A 17,065-nucleotide genomic window follows, 5' to 3' on the forward strand; every position below is an offset into this window, starting at 1 on the left:
GAGAAGCAGCTGAGCGGCCGGTTCGGCCCACAGCAAGCCGGCATTGATGCCTGCACTCAGGCGGGCGAATTGGCAGAGAAACTGGCAGGCAAATTAGCAGACAAACTGGCGGGCAAATAAGCTGCCTGCTGCGCCACGAAGCCGTCGAAGGCGGCGATCAGCGGCGCGTAGCGTTCCGGCGCGCCTTCGAGCTGCGCCAGCGCATAGGCGGTCGCCTCCAGCGTCGAGAGCTGGTCCGGCAGGTGGGCCTTGCGGATCAAATAGTGCGAAGGCGGCGTGCCGGTCAACGGCAGACGGGGCAGCGCCTGCAGCAGCGGATTCAGATACAGCATCTTGCGGCTCTTGCGCCAGGTGCCGTCGAGCACCACCAGCCGCAGCTGCTGCGGGGTTGCCAGCCAGGCGCGGTCGAACGGTGGCGGCGTGGCAACACCAAGCGATTTCTCTTCTGCCGTCTCCGGGTACAGTAGCACGTTGCGGCGCTCGCCCGCCAGCAAGGCGTGCAGCCGGCCGGGTTCGAACGCTTCGCCCGTTTCCAGCCGGCTGCCGGCCAAGCACAGATGCAGCAGCCGCGCACTGCCCTTGGCGTTGGCCACCTCCATCGGATGCTGCAGCACCAGCACTTCCACCTGCGGCGCCAGCGTTGTCACCCAGCGGCAGATGCAGGTGCGCTGCGGACGCAGGCACGCCTGGCATTGCTGCCGGGCGGACGACGTGTTGATAGACGATGCGGTGGCGGACGATGCGGTGGCGGAATCGGTGCTAGCAGTGCTGCGGGTACGGGTGGTCATGGACCGGCATTGTACCGAAGCGCGGGCACGCGGGCTTCGGTGCGCCGCCCGGCGCCAGCAGCATGCAGCGCCACAGGGGTGGCGACAGCGGCAGCGCCACCGAGCTTGAACACCCCTACCACGTCGGCCAGCTTGGCCGACTGCTGCTGCATCGACTCGGCCGCCGCTGCCGCCTGCTCGACCAGCGCGGCGTTCTGCTGGGTCACCTGGTCCATCTGGGTGATCGCGTCATTCACCTGGGCGATGCCTGCGCTTTGCTCGTCGCTGGCGTTGCTGATCTGGGTCATGATCTGCGTCACGCGGCCGATGCTGGTGACGATTTCGGCCATGGTCTGGCCGGCCTTGTCCACCAGCGCCGAGCCCTGCGCCACTTTTTGCACCGAGTCGTCGATGAGGTCCTTGATATCCTTGGCCGCCGCTGCCGAGCGCTGCGCCAGGTTGCGCACTTCCGAGGCCACCACGGCAAAGCCGCGTCCCTGTTCGCCGGCGCGCGCCGCCTCCACCGCCGCATTGAGCGCCAGGATATTGGTCTGGAAAGCGATGCCGTCGATGACGGCGATGATCTCGACGATCTTGCGCGACGAATCGTTGATCGAGCCCATGGTGTCGACCACCTCGCCCACCACCGCGCCGCCGCGGCTGGCGATGTGCGAAGCGCTGATCGCCAGCTCGTTGGCCTGGCGCGCATTCTCGGCATTGAATTTGACGGTCGAGGTCAGCTCCTCCATCGACGACGCGGTTTCCTCGAGCGAGCTGGCCTGCTGCTCGGTGCGCGAGGACAGGTCCTGGTTGCCGGCGGCGATCTCGGTGGACGCGGTGGCGATCAGGTCGGTGCCGGTGCGCACCTGGGCCACGATGTCCACCAGGTTGGTATTCATGACCTTCAGGGCATTCATCAGCTGCCCCGTTTCATCGGTACTGGTGACGTGGATCTCGCTGGTGAGATCGCCCGCCGACACGGTTTCCGCAACCCGCAGCGCCGCATTGATCGGCTGCGTGATGGTGCGCGTGATCCACCATGCGGCGGTCACGCCCAGCACGATGGCGGCCAGGCCGAGCAGCACCAGCAGCGTGCGGCCGCTGGCGTACTGCTCGCGGATCACGGTGGCGGTGGCGTCGAGCAGCGCCCCCTGCTGCCTGCCGAAGTTGTCGAGCGCGCCCAGGTAGGCCGTGCGGTCCTGCGCCATCTTGCCGTCGAAAATCTGCTTGCCCAGCGCCAGGTCGCCGGCCGCCTTGGCCGCAAAGACTGCCTTGCGCGAGGCGGTGTAGGCCTTGCGGGTATCGACCACCGCCTGGAACAGCGGCCGCAGTTCCTCGTCGCTGATGGCAGCGCCGATGCGGTCCTGGATCGCGGTGGCGCGCGCCGATGAGGCGGACATCAGGCCTTCGATCATTTTCTGGTCGCCAGCGTCGGCCACCATCCAGGCCCCCATAGTGCGGGCGGCGTTGACTTCGACGATCTGGGTCCACTCGGCGATCAGGCGCTGGTCGCGGATTTTCACGTCGATCATGTGATCGGTCAGCGCGCTGGCCGCGCTCAGGCGCAGGATGCCGATCACGGTCATCGCCGTGAGCAGCACCAGGACCAGCGCAAAACCACATCCGAGACGCGTGCCGATGTTCAGATTTTTCATGGTGGACTCCTTCGGAAAACAGTCGAGTCCATGCTAGCACCGTTCGGCAAAAATGTTACAAGAAGGAAAGAGAAATTCGATCGTGCGATGCAGCACTGTTGTAACGGTGAGTGATCAGACGTGGGATGACAGGGCCGGCGTGGCCGCGCCGCGCAGGCCGCGCCCTTGCCGAGCCCGCCATCTACACGATCCGGTTGGCCGCCAGATCCCAGCCGCCCGAGCTGTTGCCGCCGGCGCCGCCGCCGGTTTTTTGTTGGGTATAACGCCACTTGATCTTGGAGAATTTGAGCGACACCTGCTCGGTCAGGATGTCGCCCTGCACCACGCTCGGATGGACCGCGCCGATCAGCACGTTTTCGATCTCGATCTCGTAATACTTCACGCGCTCTCCCTGTGCATCGGCACGCATGAACTCGAACTTGGCCTTGGCGATGGTGCGGCCGGCGGCGCAGGTTTGCAGCAGCACGGGCGAGGACAAATCGGCCAGCTTGGAGAACACGATGTCGCGGTGCTCGCAGCGTTCGGCCGTGTGGCCGCCGGCGGTGGACGCAGTCGCGGAACGCGGCTGATCGACCCCGAAGCTGACCGCCTGACACTCGATCCATTCCCTGTGACGGTCGTCGCCCGACTCGCCCTTGATACCATCGATTTGCAGATAGACGTCGATTGCCATGCCATGCTCCTGTAGCGGGGATTGGACTCGGATGGGACTTGCGCTGCCGTGGCGCGTGCTGGCCGCGGACCTATTTCAGGCTGTCGAAAGGATCGCTGTCGTTCGGCTGGTTTTTTGCCGCCCCCTTGCGCGCGGCCGCGCCGCCCTTGACGCGTCCCGGCAGCGCGGCGCCGGGCGCCGGCGGCTCGTCGCGCAGCGTGGTGCGCAGCAGCCTGGCCATTTCCTGCGCCTCGCTGCGCAGCGGCCCTGCGAGATCGTTCTGCGCGCCGAGCTGCGACAGCGCCGTGGCCGATACACGCAGGCCGCTGGCGGCGGCGATGCTGTAGGCCAGCTTGTCGGCCGGATCGCGGCGCAGCGCTTCCTGGGCATTGGTAATGGCTTCGCCGTAGCTGGCGCGGTCGAACTTGATCTGCGCCAGCTGCAGCCACGGCGCCTTGTCGGCCGGATAGCTGGTGGCGGCTTGCCTGAGCAGCGCCTGCGCCTTGTCGGCCTGCCCTGCCTTGAGCGCCACGCTGGCGTCGGACAGCACGGCGCTCAGCGGCGCCACCTTGGGCGGCTCGGGCCGCACTTTTTCGCCATCGTTGGCGCAGGCTGACACCAGCACCAGGCCGGTAAAGGCGCCGATCAGGGTCAGCGTCGTGAACGGTAAAACGGGCAAGCGGTTGGTGGTCGGGCGCATCGCATTCTCCTTTGCCAAACGGTGGGACAGGCACCCATTATTCCTCAAGGCAACTTTGTGAAAATTGCGGTTACGCAACTATCAAGGACATGGTGTGATGACACCTGCCTGTTCGATCACGCGGCGCCGCAACCGCCGCTGCTGGTCGTCTTGCCCGGCGCGGTGGCACAATGAGGCAGCTTGTACAGCGCGCACTTCGCGCCTGTCGCCAGCCCGTTGAAAGGCCACGCCCATGCCCCCGGATCAACCCAGCACTTCCACGCCCCGCTCGCCGCTGCTGACCGCCGCCGCCCTCTCGCTGGGCGCGGCGATTGCGCTGGGCTTGAGCCGGTTCTCGTACGGCCTGTTGCTGCCGCCGATGCGCGACGATCTCGGTTGGTCGTATTTGCTGGCCGGGTCGATGAATACCTTTAACGCGCTCGGCTACTTCATCGGCGCCCTGTGCGCGCCGGCGCTGCTGCGACGGGCCGGCGCCTGGCATCTGCTGATGGCGGGCGCCGTTGCCGCCAGCCTGGTGATGCTGGCGGCAGGCTGCACCACCGACGCCACGCTGCTCGCGGTCCAGCGCCTGGCGGCAGGCATCGCCAGTGCCGTCATCTTCATCGCCGGCGGCCTGCTGGCGGCGCGGCTGGGGGCGCGGCACGGCAACCGCGCCGGCCTGATCATCGGACTGTATTACGGCGGCACCGGCATCGGCATCGCGCTGTCGGCCCTGCTGGTACCGGCCGCGATGGCGCTGGCGCGCCAGCAGCAGGCGCCCCACCTGTGGCAATGGGCATGGTGGGCGATGGCGGTGGTGTGCCTGCTGGCCACCGTCATCATGGCGCGCCCGGTCGCCGCCATCGACGCCGCTGCGCCAGCGCCTGCCGGTGCGCGTCCGTTTGCGGTACGCGATCTTGCTTTCGGCCTCGGCAGCTATTGCATGTTCGGCGTCGGCTATATCGGTTACATGACTTTCGTGGTGGCGCTGTTGAAGCAGCAAGGCATGCAGGCCGGGCTCATCACCGTCTTCTATGCGCTGCTGGGGCTGGCCGTGGTGGCCTCGTCGCGCATCTGGGCGCGCATGCTCGACCGGTTCCGGGGCGGCGAATCGCTGGCCATCCTCAACGCCCTGCTCGGCGTCGTGACGATCTTGCCGGCGCTCACCAGTGCAGCGCCGGTGGTCTTCGTGTCGGGGCTGGTGTTCGGCGGCGTGTTTCTGTCGGTGGTGGCGTCCACCACCGCGCTGGTGCGGCACAACCTGCCGCAGGCGGCGTGGCCGGCTGGCATCAGCGCGTTTACCACTGCCTTCGCACTGGGACAAATTGTCGGGCCGAGCATGATCGGCTGGATTGCCGACGGGCCGGCAGGACTCGAGCGCGGCTTGATGGCGTCGGCAGGCGCGCTGCTGCTCGCTGCCGTGCTGGGTTGGCGGCAACCGCCGCTGGACAGCGGTGCGCCAAACAAAAAGCCCAACCGCTAAGGGCTGGGCTTTTTCAGGTGCTGCATGTTCTGGCTCCCCGACCTGGACTCGAACCAGGGACCTGCGGATTAACAGTCCGTCGCTCTACCGACTGAGCTATCAGGGAAAAGAGGCCGCATTATATACGGCCCAGGATCGGCTGTCTATGCCGAGCGGCGAATTTTAGAAATTGCCGCGGAACTGGACGCCGAACTGGCGCGGCTCGTTCACGAAACCGGTCAGGTTGTTGAAGTCGATGCCGCCGATGATGCGCTCGGTGTTGGTGATGTTGCGGCCGAATGCTGCCACTTCATACTTGCCGCCATCCCAGTTGTAGCCGACGCGCAGGCCGCCTTCGACCATCGCCTTGCCGGTGAACTCTTTCGACTCGTACAGGAAGAAGTTGATCTTGCTGCGGTAGGCCCAGTCGGTCAGCACGAACAGGTTGCCGTTTTCCAGCGCCCAGTTATAGCGGGCGGTGGCGTTGACCGTGTACTTCGGCGCCTGCGGCAGCGGGTTGCCGTTGATGATGACGTTCTTGCCGTCCAGCGGGTTGGTCACGGTGCACGACCGGCAAGGCGCCACGCGCAGCGACGGGTCCTTGATCTCGGTGAAGTTGTACGAACCGCCTGCCGTGACCTTGAACGCCGGGGTGATGAAGGCTTCGAAGTCCGCTTCCACGCCGCGGCCGCTGGTCTTGGCTGCATTGATCAGCTGGTTGGCATTGGACTGGCCGCCGACCACGGTCAGCTGCTGGTTCTTGACTTCGTAGTTGTACACGCTGAAGTTGGCGCGGGCGCGGCGGTTGAACAGGTCGGCCTTGACACCGGCTTCGTACGAGGTGATGGTTTCCGCATCGGCCACGGTGATCGGCACGGCAGCCGATGCTGCGGCGATACTCGGCGCACGGAAGCCGGTGGCCACGCGCACGTAGGTGTTGACGTCCGGGTTGACCTTGTAGGTCAGGCTGGCGTCCCAGTTGGCCTTGCTCTTGTCGGCCTCTGCCGTGCTCGGCCCGACTTGCTGCACATTGATGTTGGTAACGGTGCGGAAGTCTTTCTTGTCGTTCGTGTAGCGCACGCCGCCACGCAGCACCAGGTCGCTGCTCAGGTCGTAGGTGACGGAACCGAAGATGGCCTTGGCGGTATTGTTCTGGTGGCTCACCAGGTGCGAGGTACGCACGCCTGCAGTGTCGTAGTTGTCGGTCAGGCCTTCGGCACTTTCCTTGAACCAGTACACACCGGTCTGCCAGTTGAGCGGGCCGGCGTTTTTCGATTCGACGCGGAATTCCTGGGTGTACTGCTTCAGGTAGCTCAGGCCGCCGGCAGTAGCGACCGGGAACGGGATGGCCGGATCGCCGACGTGGCCGCCGTCGATGTCGCCACGGCTCAGGTAATCGTCCACGCCTTCGTAGCCGGTGATCGAGAACAGCTTGACCGCGCCGAGGTCCCAGGTCAGGCGCACATTGCCGCCGTTGGTGCGCAGGTGCTGGCCGTTCGGGGTATCGGTACCGATCTTGGTGAAGTCGTAGCCGTCGGCGAAGTCGTTGGTGCCCTTCTTGATCAGGTTGGCACGGAACAGGCGCGCGCTGCCGGTGGTCGAGCGCGAGTGCACGTTGAACAGCGCGTTGAAGGTAGTGCTCGGCTTGTACAGGAACTGCACGCGCTCGGCGTGTTCGTTGTAGCCTTCCAGCGAATCCTTGTCACCGGTGAAGGTGTTGTCGACGAAGTCGTCGCGGTGCTGGCGCAGGGTCGACACGCGCATGGCCCATTCGTTCGACAGCGGCACGTTGGCGGCTGCTTCGACGTTGATGGTGTTGTGGGTGGCGGCGGACAGGCTGTAATACCCTTCGACCTTGTCCAGGTTCGGCTTGGCCGACTCGAACTTGACCACGCCGGCTGGCGTGTTGCGGCCGAACAGCGTGCCTTGCGGACCGCGCAGGACTTCCACGCCGGCCAGGTCGAACATCGGGAAACCTTTCAGGATGCCGTTTTCCTGGACCACGTCGTCGTACACGAGCGACACCGGCTGCGAGGCGAAGGCGTTGAAGTCGGTATTGCCGTAACCGCGGATGTAGAAGCGCGGGAAGGTGCGGCCGTTCGACGATTCGATGTTCAGCGATGGCACTTTGCTGGCCAGCACGCGGATGTCCTGGCCGCCCGACAGCATCACGTCGAGGCGCTCGTCCTTGAGCATGGTCACCGAGACCGGCACGTCCTTGATGTTTTCAGCACGGCGCTGAGCGGTCACCACGACGGTTTCCAGTTGTGGTTCGGTAGCGGTCTGCGCCACGGCGGCGCCGATCGGCATGACAGCGCTCAGCGCCAGCAGGCGTTTGTGCATCTTGGACAGTTTGATCATTCGAGTTCCCGGTTTAATTGGCTAGCAAAAGAGTGCAAAAAGAGTGCAAAACAGTGTCTCCTGTCTTCTCTTTGGTGGTCTGGCATCCGGCTGTTCATCTGTCGCGACCATGCCGGTTCAAGCGGGCAACGCATCTTGAAGATGTCTAGAATGCACCGGCTTTAAGAAAGGCGGTATTTTCTTTCATTGATAGGTGGTATTGCAAGCCGAATATATGACCGGGAGACCGAAGTGTTAGATATTCGGTACACATCGGGTGTGCGCAGACGACAAAAAGGCGCCCGGCTCTGCAGCGGGGCGCCTGTTGGCGTTAAAAATAATATTGTTTATACGATCATCGGCAGTCGATTGGGTGCGACTTTTTTTGTGCAACGCGCATCGATTGTGTGGAAAACACAACAGCTGGCGCGCTTGCTGTCCGCCTTACATGCCCAGCGAACGCAACAGGTCGGAGTTGTCGTCGGCGTCGTCTTCCTGCGCCGGCGCCGGTTTGCCGCCCTTGGCCTGCTCGGCCGCCATCAGCGCATCGGCATCCATGTCCTCGTTGGCGTCGAAGTCGTGCAGACGGATGAACTCGGTGCGGTCGATCGCCAGCTCGAGGTAGAAGATGTTGTTTTTCTCGGTGTAGAACGTGACGCGGCGGATTTCCGGGCGGTCCAGCGGGGTATCGACATTGAGCATCACCTGCTTGTTGAGCACCAGCATCTTCGGCTGGTTCTGGGTGATGTTGGTTTGCAGCTCGCGGCGCACCTTGCCGGTGAAGTCGCCGACGATCTGGTTCATCAGCTCGCCCATGATGTTCGATACTTCGTCCGAGGTGTGCGCGGTGGCCAGTTCCGACTTCGGCATACCCATGGTCAGCATGTAGCGTTCGTAGATTTCCATGGCGGTGGCGGCGCTGAAATTGAGCACGACCAGGCCGGTGAAACCGCCGTCGAACAGCACGAAACAGCCGATGTCGGGCTTCAGGCCGATCTTGGTAATACGCTGCACCATGCCCGAGTAATTCACTTTGCTCTGCGTGGCCACGTTGATCACGCGCGACACGGAATCGCACAAGCTTTTCAGCACATCCTCGGTGCCGTACACAACCGTTTCTTTATCAAAACTCATGGTGAACCTCTGTTGACCTTTTCAATGTTAAAGCTTGTCACGTCTGCGCTCCGCGCAATCAGCATGTACGCAGAATAACCAGATGCAAGATTTACGTCCACCGATACCTGCGTTTTCACGAAACATTTGTGCCGAAATGCAAAGTCTGTGAACCTCGGTCCATCGCTCGGCACCGGGTTTGATTTTCAAACGTCATCTAACTCCCGGTACCGTCTTTAGGCAAATTAACGGACACCGATCCGACTGCACTCGAGCTCCACTGTCAGAGTCTGAGCGTCAGGTAAACGAAAAAAGGCCACGTTTTTCAACGTGGCCTTCTTGTATTCTGGCTCCCCGACCTGGACTCGAACCAGGGACCTGCGGATTAACAGTCCGTCGCTCTACCGACTGAGCTATCAGGGAATTGCGTCGCTCGGTACTGCCGGTGCCTGCTGCGACTGTGCAGGCATCGAAATTCTGGCTCCCCGACCTGGACTCGAACCAGGGACCTGCGGATTAACAGTCCGTCGCTCTACCGACTGAGCTATCAGGGAAAAGAGGCAACATTTTATACTGTTTAGTTCGCGCTTTCAAGAAAGATTTCTTTTAGCGCAATTCTTGGTGGTATGTCCTGTTGCCCTTTCGAATCACGCTGGCGCGATCCGAAGAAGCAAGAGTTTAGAGTACTTTGGCGATGGCGTCAATAACGGTATCGATGTTGCGCGAATTGAGCGCAGCCACGCAAATGCGGCCCGTGTCCACGGCGTAAATCGATTGTTCGCGCAGCTTGCCGACCTGGCCCTTGGTCAGGCCCGAGTACGAGAACATGCCGACCTGGTCGCGCACGAAGTCGAAGTCGTGCGCCGGCGCCTTGGCCTTGAGCTTGGCGACGAACGCTTCGCGCATCTGCTTGATGCGCACGCGCATGCCGGCCAGTTCGTCTTCCCACAACTGGCGCAGTTCCGGCGTGGTCAGCACGGTGGCCACCACCTTGCCGCCATGGACCGGCGGGTTCGAATAGTTGGTGCGCACCACGCGCTTGAGTTGCGACATCAGGCGCGCCGCTTCGTCGCCGCTGGCGGCCACCACGCTCAGTGCGCCCACCCGCTCGCCGTACAGCGAGAACGATTTCGAGAACGAGTTCGACACCAGCAGCGGACCGCCGGCGTCGGCAAAGCGGCGCACCACGGCGCCGTCTTCGGCGATGCCGGCGCCGAAGCCCTGGTAGGCCATGTCGAGAAACGGCACCAGGCCGCGCTTGGTGACGGCTGCGATCACGTCATCCCACTGGGCGGACGTCAGGTCGGCGCCGGTCGGGTTGTGGCAGCACGCGTGCAGCAGCACGATGGAACCGGCCGGCATGGCCTGGAGGTCGGCCAGCATGCCGGCGAAATCGACGCCGTGCGTGGCCGGGTCGTAGTAGCGGTAGTTGTTGACGGTGAAGCCGGCGCTCTCGAACAGCGCGCGGTGGTTTTCCCAGCTCGGATCGCTGATATAGACCTGCGCGTCCGGGGCGAAGCGCTTGAGGAAGTCGGCACCGATCTTCAGGGCGCCGGTGCCGCCGATGGCTTGCACGGTGATCGCACGCTTCTCTTGAATTACCGCGCTGTCGGCGCCAAATACCAGCTCTTGCACCGCCTTGTCGTAGGCAGCCAGGCCTTCGATGGGCAGGTAGGTGCGCGGCGCCGGTGCGGCGATCAGGATTTCCTCCGCTTTTTGTACGCAAGCCAACAGCGGCACCTTGCCATTGTCGTCATAGTAAACGCCGACGCCGAGATTGATCTTGGCTGGGTTCTGGTCGGCGTTGAACGCTTCGGTGATGCCCAGGATCGGGTCGCGTGGCGCCATGTCGATGGCACTGAACAAGCTAGTATTCGTCATGATAAGATTGGATTCGATTGAGAGCGGTTCGCAGTGGAAAATTTTGACAGCGCCCCTTACTAGTATCCGAATATTAGGCCGCTGGCAGGCCGTCATTTTAGCAAAGGTCGGTACAAGATGGCTGAATTACCCGTAGTAGAGACTTCCACCGCAACCGTGGTCACCTTCCCCGACTCGCCCTACAAGCTGCACCAGCCGTTCCCGCCGGCCGGCGACCAGCCCACCGCGATCGACGAGCTGTGCGAGGGCATCAACGACGGCCTGTTCTTCCAGACCCTGCTCGGCGTGACCGGTTCCGGCAAGACCTACACCATGGCCAACGTGATCGCGCGCCAGGGCCGTCCCGCCATCGTGTTCGCGCCCAACAAGACGCTGGCCGCGCAGCTGTACTCGGAGTTCAAGGAGTTCTTCCCCGAAAACGCGGTCGAATACTTCGTCTCGTACTACGATTACTACCAGCCGGAAGCCTACGTGCCGCAGCGCGACCTGTTCATCGAAAAGGACTCGTCGATCAACGAGCATATCGAGCAGATGCGCCTGTCGTGCACCAAGTCGCTGATGGAGCGGCGCGACGTGGTGATCGTCGCCACCGTCTCGGCCATCTACGGTATCGGTAATCCGAACGAATACCACCAGATGATTCTGACGCTGCGCGCCAAGGACCGCGTCTCGCAGCGCGACATCATCGCGCGCCTGATCCAGATGCAGTACACGCGCAACGAGGTCGATTTCGGGCGCGGCACCTTCCGCGTGCGCGGCGATACGCTCGACATCTTCCCGGCCGAGAATGCCGACCTGGCCGTGCGCCTCGACCTGTTCGACGACCAGCTCGAATCGATCCAGCTGTTCGATCCGCTCACGGGCCGCGTCAAGCAGAAGATCCCGCGCTTCACCGTCTATCCGGGCTCGCACTACGTCACGCCGCGTTCGACCGTGCTGCGCGCGATCGAATCGATCAAGCTCGAACTGCGCGACCGCCTCGAATTCTTCCGCAACGAAAGCAAGCTGATCGAGGAACAGCGCCTGGAGCAGCGCACCCGCTTCGACCTCGAGATGATGCAGGAAATCGGTTTTACCAAGGGCATCGAGAACTACTCGCGCCACCTGAGCGGCGCCATGCCCGGCGAACCGCCGCCGACCCTGGTCGATTACCTGCCCAAGGATGCGCTGATGTTCATGGACGAGTCGCACGTGCTGATCGGCCAGCTGAGCGCCATGTACAACGGCGACCGTTCGCGCAAGACCAACCTGGTCGATTACGGCTTCCGCCTGCCGTCGGCGCTCGACAACCGGCCGCTGAAATTCGAGGAATTCGAGCAGAAGATGCGCCAGACCGTGTTCGTCTCGGCCACCCCGGCCGAGTACGAAACGGCCCACGCCGACCAGGTGGTCGAGCAGGTGGTGCGCCCCACCGGGCTGGTGGACCCGCAGATCATCGTGCGTCCGGCCAGCTCGCAGGTGGACGACCTGATGTCCGAAATCACCGACCGCGTGGCCAAGAACGAGCGGGTGCTGGTGACCACGCTGACCAAGCGCATGTCCGAGCAGCTGACCGAATACCTGAGCGACCATGGCGTCAAGGTCCGTTACCTGCACAGCGATATCGAAACGGTGGAGCGGGTCGAGCTGCTGCGCGACCTGCGCCTGGGCACCTTCGACGTGCTGGTCGGGATCAACCTGCTGCGCGAGGGCCTGGACTTGCCCGAGGTGTCGCTGGTGGCGATTCTCGACGCCGACAAGGAAGGCTTCCTGCGCTCCGAGCGCTCGCTGATCCAGACCATCGGCCGCGCCGCGCGTAACCTGAACGGCGTGGCGCTGCTGTACGCGGACCGCATGACCGAGTCGATGGAACGCGCCATCGGCGAAACCGAGCGCCGGCGCGCCAAGCAGATCGCCTTCAACACCGCCAACGGCATCGTGCCGCGCGGCGTCAACAAGAAGATCAAGGACATGATCGACGGCGTGTACAGCACGTCCGAGGCCAAGGAAGAACTGGCGGTGGCGCAGGACTCGGCCAAGTACGAGTCGATGAGCGAAAAGCAGATCGCCAAGGAGATCAAGCGCCTCGAAAAAGCCATGGTCGATCACGCCAAGAATCTCGAATTCGAAAAAGCCGCGCAAGTGCGCGACCAGCTCCACGGGCTCAAAAAGCAGCTGTTCGGCGCGCCCGGTGCCGATACGCTGCCGTCATAAAGGTCAACACCATGCAAGTAATTTTAGGTAGCGCCCCACTGGGCATGCCCTGGGCCACCATGGACCCCTTCCTGTTCTGCGTCCACCATGTCGACGGCTACCCCAAGGGTAACGGCAAGTTCGGTCCGGCAGCGGCGCTGTCGGGGCGCCAGATCGGCCAGGATTTCGCCAGCGTCGATGGCTGGAATATGTACCACGGCGAGCAGGTGCCGGGCTTTCCCGGCCACCCGCACCGCGGCTTCGAGACCGTCACCATCGTGCGCCGGGGCCTGATCGATCATGCCGACTCGCTGGGCGCGGCTGCGCGCTTCGGCGCCGGCGACGTGCAGTGGCTGACGGCCGGTCGCGGCGTGGTCCATTCCGAGATGTTCCCGCTGCTCAAGACCGACGCCGACAATCCGCTCGAGCTGTTCCAGATCTGGCTCAACCTGCCCGCCCGCAGCAAGCTGGTCGAGCCGCACTTCACCATGCTGTGGTCCGAAGACGTGCCGCGCCAGGTGGTGGCCGATGCCGCCGGCGCGCGCACCGAGATCATGTGCGTGGCCGGCAAGCTGGCCGGCGTCACGCCGCTGGCGCCGCCGCCCGATTCGTGGGCGGCCGCTGACGAAAGCGACGTGGCGATCTGGGTCATCACGATGGAACCGGGCGCCGCATGGACGCTGCCGCCCACCCAGGGCGCCCGGACCAAGCGCGCGCTGTACTACTTCGACGGCGACGGCGCCACCGTCGGTGGCGAGGCGCTGGCTGCCCGCAGCGCCAACGACCTGCGCACCGACGTGCCGCTGCTGCTGAAAAACGGCGCCAGGCCGGCGCAGTTTTTAGTGCTGCAAGGCCGTCCGATCGGCGAGCGCGTGGTGCAGGCCGGCCCGTTCGTGATGAACAGCGAGCAGGAAATCCGGCAGGCCCACGCCGACTACCAGCGCACCGGTTTCGGCGGCTGGCCATGGCCCGATCCGATGCCGGTCCACGGCGACGACCCCACCCGCTTTGCGCGCCACGTCGATGGCCGCGTGGAGCGCAGAGACCGCTGAGCTGCGGGTCTACAGTCCCTGCACGAAGCCGGCGACCGCGTCGAGCAGCTGCGGCGCCACCGGCAGCGCATTGCTGCGGTACGACGCGACCTGCAGCGCCTGGTCGTCGCCGACCATTTTCAGCAGATGGTTCATGCCGTCGACGATCACCAGCCTGGCGGACGGCTGCGCCCTGGCCAGCGCTTGGGCGTCGGCCACTTTCACCTGCAGGTCGGACGTGCCCTGCACGATCAGCACCGGCATCGTCAGGGCGGCGATCGCCGCCAGCGGATCATGGCGCAGCGACGAAATCAGGTACGGCTGCACCGAAGGCCGGTACAACATCATCAGCTCGGGCGGCACCGCGTCGGCCAGCTTGCCTTCCTTGAGCGACGTCACGATGCGACGGTGCTGCGCGAACAGCTCGGGACTCAGATGGGGCTTGAGCTGCTCGTCGAGCACCTGGTCGACACTGCGCCCGATGCCGGCAATCTCCACGCAGCCGTCGGTGGCGCCGCGCCGGCAGGCGCCCGCCGCAATCTGCGCGCCTTCGCTGTGGCCGACCATCACCACCTTTGAAAAGCGCGGATCGGTTTTGAGCTGGCGGATCCAGGCCACCGCATCGTTGATGTAGTCGTCGAAGCGCACGTCGGCCTCGGTCCACTGCGGCGAGACGCTGGCCGCGATCAGCCGCTTGTCGTACCGCACCGACGCGATGCCGCGCGCAGCGAGTCCTTCGGCCAGCATCTTCAGGCTGTCATTGGCGCCCGGCAGCGCGACGCTGTTGCCGTTGCGGTCGGTGGGACCGGAGCCCGGATGCAGCACCACCACCGGCACCCTTGCCAATTCCTTCCCTGCCGCCGCCACTGCGGCGGGCGCCAGTTCGGTACCACGCAGCGTGCCGCCGCCGACATCGAGCGTCACCTCGCGCGTGACGAAATCCGCAGCCGGCACCACGGCGCGGACCACCGCACAAAACAGCAACAGGGGCACGGCGAGCAGGCAACGCATCGGATTCTCCGGTCTAAAGACTCACAGGCTGACGAGCTGACAGGCTGACAGCCAGCACCCACAGCTTACCCCGCATGGGGCCTGGCGCGGCGCCGCATAAGCCAGGGAGCGCGGGCGCCTTCACGCGCGCGCCGGTGGCATGCCGGATGCCGCCGAACCGCCAGCCGCAGCAGGATCAGAACGCGTAGCGCGCGCTGAATTTCATGGTGCGCATCGGGCCGCCCATCGCATTGGGCACGCCGAGGTTGGCGTTGTCGCCGCCGAAGCGGTTGCTCGGGTTGCCCGGCCCGCCGGCCCAGCCGTCGTAGCCGCCGTAGTTGATGCTGTTGAACAGGTTGAGCACGTCCGCGCGCAGCGACAGGGCGCCGAAGGCGAACTTGACTTCCTTGGCCAGGCCCACGTCCACCTGGCGGAAGTTGCCGCTCTGGCCTTTGGCGGAGACGCAGCTGTCGAAGCCCTGCGAGCAGTCGGTGATCCGGTACGGCAGGCCGGAACCGACGGTCACCTTCCCCGACAACATCAGGCCGAACGGCAGCACGCCGTCCGCCACCCCGGCCACCACCAGCCGGTGCTTCTCGACATTGGTCGACGGATTCCAGGCCTGGGCGTAGCGGCCGTACGTCCAGTTGAAGACATCGTCGGTCCACTCCTTGTTCGTGGTCTCGCCGCGGCTGTAGGTATAGGTGGCGCCTTGTACTCGGCCACCGCCGACTACGGGAACGGATTGCCCCGGCTCGAATCGAGCCCGGACACGCCGCCGCGCAGGATGTTGTTCTTCTGGCTGACGCCGTCGATGAACACGTTGACGTTGTCGCGGCCCTGGGCACCGCTTTGCATCTTGACGTTGCCGGCCGTGTCCACGTCGAAACGCACGCCGGGCGCCAGGTCGGCAAACGACAGGAAATTGCGCGTCACCTGCGGCAGCTTCTCGATCTGCTGGCGCGACACCGACGTGCCCACTTCCGAGCCGGTCACATCGCGGCGCGACGCCGAGCCGGTGATGACCACCTGCTGCACCCCGCCTTGCACCTGCAGGTTGACCTGGCTGATCTGGCCGACCGCGACTGTTACCAGCTCGGCCTGCTGTTCGCCGACGCGCAGGCGGTAGGTGCCGGGCGCGACGCCGGTCAGCACATAGCTGCCATCGGCGCGGGTGGTGGTCTGGTACTTGTAACCGTTGAGTTCATTGGTGGCCGAGACGGCAGCGCCGGCCGACGGAGCGGCGCCGCTGGCCACCTGGCCCTGGATGGTGGCGGTGCTGAGCTGGGCGTGCGCGGCGGGCGCCAGCAGCAGGCCGGTTGCAAAGATGGCCGAGACTGCGGCGGCCAGTACGGCCGAGACTGGTGCCGATACCGGTGCCGATACCGGTACCGATGATGACGCAAATAAGGACGCTGCGTGCGCGGACGGGCGACAGGCAGGGGTGGGCCGGGCAAGGCTCTTCATGGATGCTCCTGGTTTTGTAGGTCGAAAAATCACCAGGCATGGCGTTGCAGCGAACGCCGGCTATGCTGACAGTGGTGAGGCTGGCGCCGCGCCGGCGGCAGAGGCGGCGGCGGGTGGCGCAACACAATGACAATTCGATGTAAATCGTTTTACATTGTCGATTCAGTCACTGTAGCGCCGTTCTCTGCGCACTGTACAGTCTTTTTTTCAACCGGGACGCCGTCCCTGCTCTACAGCGTCCTGACGAATTCGCGGATTCCGCTCAGCAGCATCTCGACCGACATCGCCGTCAGGATCAGCCCCATCAGCCGTTCGAAGGCCGTCATCACTTGCGGACCGAGCACCTTCTGCAGGCGTTCGGCCGACAGGAACACGGCCAGCCACACGACTGCCACGGCCGCCAGCGCTGCCACGTGGGTCAGCACCTCGCCCGTGCTGTCGCTCGAGAACAGCAGCACCGTCGCCAGCGCCGACGGCCCGGCCAGCGCCGGAATGGCCAGCGGCACGATGAACGGTTCGGCGCCGTCAGTACGGCCCAGTACGCCATCGGGATGGGGGAAGATCATGCGGATCGAGATCAGCAGCAGGATCAGGGCGCCGCCGATGCGCAGCGCCACCTCGGACAGGTGCAGTGCGGCCAGGAAGTGACGGCCGAAGAACATGAAGATCAGCAGCAGGCCGAAGGCGATCGCGCACTCGCGGATCACGATGCGCGGCCGGCGCGCCACCGGCACCGGGTTGAGCACGCTGGCAAACAGCGGCACGTTACCGAAAGGGTCGGTCACCAGCACCAGCAGGATGAAGGTCTGAAAGAAGTCTTGGGTCATGTTGTTATTCTTGGATTGAAAAAGGGAGC

14 protein-coding genes and 3 tRNA genes are annotated in these 17,065 nt (G+C 64.3%); 3 read left to right on the top strand and 14 right to left on the bottom strand.

Going from position 1 to position 17,065, the window contains the following annotated elements; all coding sequences use genetic code 11:
- Positions 1 to 56 precede the first annotated feature (56 nt).
- The 4 genes from ASF61_RS20740 to ASF61_RS20755 all read right to left on the bottom strand — a co-directional run bounded on the left by ASF61_RS20740 (position 57) and on the right by ASF61_RS20755 (position 3,774).
- The gene (locus tag ASF61_RS20740; RefSeq protein WP_082491861.1) at positions 57 to 788 is read right to left on the bottom strand and encodes a tRNA-uridine aminocarboxypropyltransferase; all 732 of its coding nucleotides are present in this window, start codon (positions 786 to 788) and stop codon (positions 57 to 59) included.
- A complete protein-coding gene (locus tag ASF61_RS20745; protein ID WP_229205955.1) occupies positions 785 to 2,422 on the bottom strand; it encodes a methyl-accepting chemotaxis protein in 1,638 nt (545 codons plus the stop codon). The genes ASF61_RS20740 and ASF61_RS20745 overlap by 4 nt, the downstream gene beginning before the upstream one ends.
- 181 nt (positions 2,423 to 2,603) lie before the next feature.
- Positions 2,604 to 3,095, bottom strand: a complete 492-nt coding sequence (locus ASF61_RS20750) for a type VI secretion system tube protein Hcp (protein ID WP_056160465.1) — start codon at positions 3,093 to 3,095, stop codon at positions 2,604 to 2,606.
- A 70-nt stretch (positions 3,096 to 3,165) separates the two neighbouring features.
- Complete coding sequence (locus ASF61_RS20755; protein WP_229205956.1) at positions 3,166 to 3,774, bottom strand: M48 family metallopeptidase; 609 nt, start codon at positions 3,772 to 3,774, stop codon at positions 3,166 to 3,168.
- A 232-nt stretch (positions 3,775 to 4,006) separates the two neighbouring features.
- On the opposite strand from ASF61_RS20755, the gene ASF61_RS20760 reads away from it, so the two are divergent.
- Complete coding sequence (locus ASF61_RS20760) at positions 4,007 to 5,236, top strand: YbfB/YjiJ family MFS transporter (protein ID WP_056160467.1); 1,230 nt, start codon at positions 4,007 to 4,009, stop codon at positions 5,234 to 5,236.
- A gap of 30 nt (positions 5,237 to 5,266) precedes the next feature.
- Here ASF61_RS20760 and ASF61_RS20765 read toward each other — a convergent pair.
- The 6 genes from ASF61_RS20765 to ASF61_RS20790 form a co-directional block, all read right to left on the bottom strand.
- A tRNA-Asn gene (locus ASF61_RS20765) sits at positions 5,267 to 5,342 on the bottom strand.
- A 56-nt stretch (positions 5,343 to 5,398) separates the two neighbouring features.
- Positions 5,399 to 7,576, bottom strand: coding sequence for a TonB-dependent receptor (locus ASF61_RS20770; protein WP_056160469.1), 2,178 nt, complete (start codon positions 7,574 to 7,576; stop codon positions 5,399 to 5,401).
- 423 nt (positions 7,577 to 7,999) lie between these two features.
- Positions 8,000 to 8,689 carry a DUF3334 family protein gene (locus ASF61_RS20775; protein ID WP_056160471.1) on the bottom strand — a complete coding sequence of 230 codons (690 nt, stop codon included), beginning with the start codon at positions 8,687 to 8,689 and terminating at the stop codon, positions 8,000 to 8,002.
- A 326-nt stretch (positions 8,690 to 9,015) separates the two neighbouring features.
- Positions 9,016 to 9,091 (bottom strand) — tRNA-Asn (locus tag ASF61_RS20780).
- A gap of 55 nt (positions 9,092 to 9,146) precedes the next feature.
- Positions 9,147 to 9,222: transfer RNA gene (locus tag ASF61_RS20785), tRNA-Asn, on the bottom strand.
- Positions 9,223 to 9,346: 124 nt separating this feature from the next.
- Entirely contained in the window at positions 9,347 to 10,549 is a 1,203-nt protein-coding gene (locus ASF61_RS20790; protein ID WP_200919920.1) for an amino acid aminotransferase, read from the bottom strand.
- Between the two features lie 117 nt (positions 10,550 to 10,666).
- Between ASF61_RS20790 and uvrB the strand changes: the two genes are divergently transcribed.
- Positions 10,667 to 12,742: an excinuclease ABC subunit UvrB gene (gene uvrB / locus ASF61_RS20795; protein WP_056160475.1), complete on the top strand. Its 2,076-nt coding sequence runs from the start codon at positions 10,667 to 10,669 to the stop codon at positions 12,740 to 12,742.
- An 11-nt stretch (positions 12,743 to 12,753) separates the two neighbouring features.
- Entirely contained in the window at positions 12,754 to 13,773 is a 1,020-nt protein-coding gene (locus ASF61_RS20800) for a pirin family protein (protein WP_056160478.1), read from the top strand.
- A 9-nt stretch (positions 13,774 to 13,782) separates the two neighbouring features.
- On the opposite strand, the gene ASF61_RS20805 is transcribed toward ASF61_RS20800, so the two are convergent.
- From ASF61_RS20805 to ASF61_RS20820, 4 genes are all read right to left on the bottom strand, one after another.
- Positions 13,783 to 14,763, bottom strand: coding sequence for an alpha/beta hydrolase (locus tag ASF61_RS20805; RefSeq protein WP_056160480.1), 981 nt, complete (start codon positions 14,761 to 14,763; stop codon positions 13,783 to 13,785).
- A gap of 175 nt (positions 14,764 to 14,938) precedes the next feature.
- On the bottom strand, positions 14,939 to 15,325 hold the full coding sequence (locus ASF61_RS20810) for a hypothetical protein (RefSeq protein WP_056160482.1): 387 nt from the start codon (positions 15,323 to 15,325) through the stop codon (positions 14,939 to 14,941).
- A gap of 149 nt (positions 15,326 to 15,474) precedes the next feature.
- A complete protein-coding gene (locus tag ASF61_RS20815; RefSeq protein WP_056160484.1) occupies positions 15,475 to 16,209 on the bottom strand; it encodes a carboxypeptidase-like regulatory domain-containing protein in 735 nt (244 codons plus the stop codon).
- Positions 16,210 to 16,439: 230 nt separating this feature from the next.
- Positions 16,440 to 17,036 carry a MarC family protein gene (locus ASF61_RS20820; RefSeq protein WP_056160486.1) on the bottom strand — a complete coding sequence of 199 codons (597 nt, stop codon included), beginning with the start codon at positions 17,034 to 17,036 and terminating at the stop codon, positions 16,440 to 16,442.
- Positions 17,037 to 17,065: the final 29 nt, after the last annotated feature.

Origin of the sequence: Duganella sp. Leaf126, from assembly GCF_001423125.1 — a bacterium.
GTDB lineage: Bacteria > Pseudomonadota > Gammaproteobacteria > Burkholderiales > Burkholderiaceae_D > Rugamonas.

Coding starts and splice junctions, on each gene's coding strand:
- ASF61_RS20800 (WP_056160478.1), top strand. CDS start 12,754: ATGCAAGTAATTTTAGGTAGCGCCCCACTGGGCATGCCCTGGGCCACC.
- ASF61_RS20755 (WP_229205956.1), bottom strand. CDS start 3,774: ATGCGCCCGACCACCAACCGCTTGCCCGTTTTACCGTTCACGACGCTG.
- ASF61_RS20770 (WP_056160469.1), bottom strand. CDS start 7,576: ATGATCAAACTGTCCAAGATGCACAAACGCCTGCTGGCGCTGAGCGCT.
- uvrB (WP_056160475.1), top strand. CDS start 10,667: ATGGCTGAATTACCCGTAGTAGAGACTTCCACCGCAACCGTGGTCACC.
- ASF61_RS20805 (WP_056160480.1), bottom strand. CDS start 14,763: ATGCGTTGCCTGCTCGCCGTGCCCCTGTTGCTGTTTTGTGCGGTGGTC.
- ASF61_RS20745 (WP_229205955.1), bottom strand. CDS start 2,422: ATGAAAAATCTGAACATCGGCACGCGTCTCGGATGTGGTTTTGCGCTG.
- ASF61_RS20740 (WP_082491861.1), bottom strand. CDS start 788: ATGACCACCCGTACCCGCAGCACTGCTAGCACCGATTCCGCCACCGCA.
- ASF61_RS20820 (WP_056160486.1), bottom strand. CDS start 17,036: ATGACCCAAGACTTCTTTCAGACCTTCATCCTGCTGGTGCTGGTGACC.
- ASF61_RS20760 (WP_056160467.1), top strand. CDS start 4,007: ATGCCCCCGGATCAACCCAGCACTTCCACGCCCCGCTCGCCGCTGCTG.
- ASF61_RS20750 (WP_056160465.1), bottom strand. CDS start 3,095: ATGGCAATCGACGTCTATCTGCAAATCGATGGTATCAAGGGCGAGTCG.
- ASF61_RS20815 (WP_056160484.1), bottom strand. CDS start 16,209: ATGAAGAGCCTTGCCCGGCCCACCCCTGCCTGTCGCCCGTCCGCGCAC.
- ASF61_RS20775 (WP_056160471.1), bottom strand. CDS start 8,689: ATGAGTTTTGATAAAGAAACGGTTGTGTACGGCACCGAGGATGTGCTG.
- ASF61_RS20790 (WP_200919920.1), bottom strand. CDS start 10,549: ATGACGAATACTAGCTTGTTCAGTGCCATCGACATGGCGCCACGCGAC.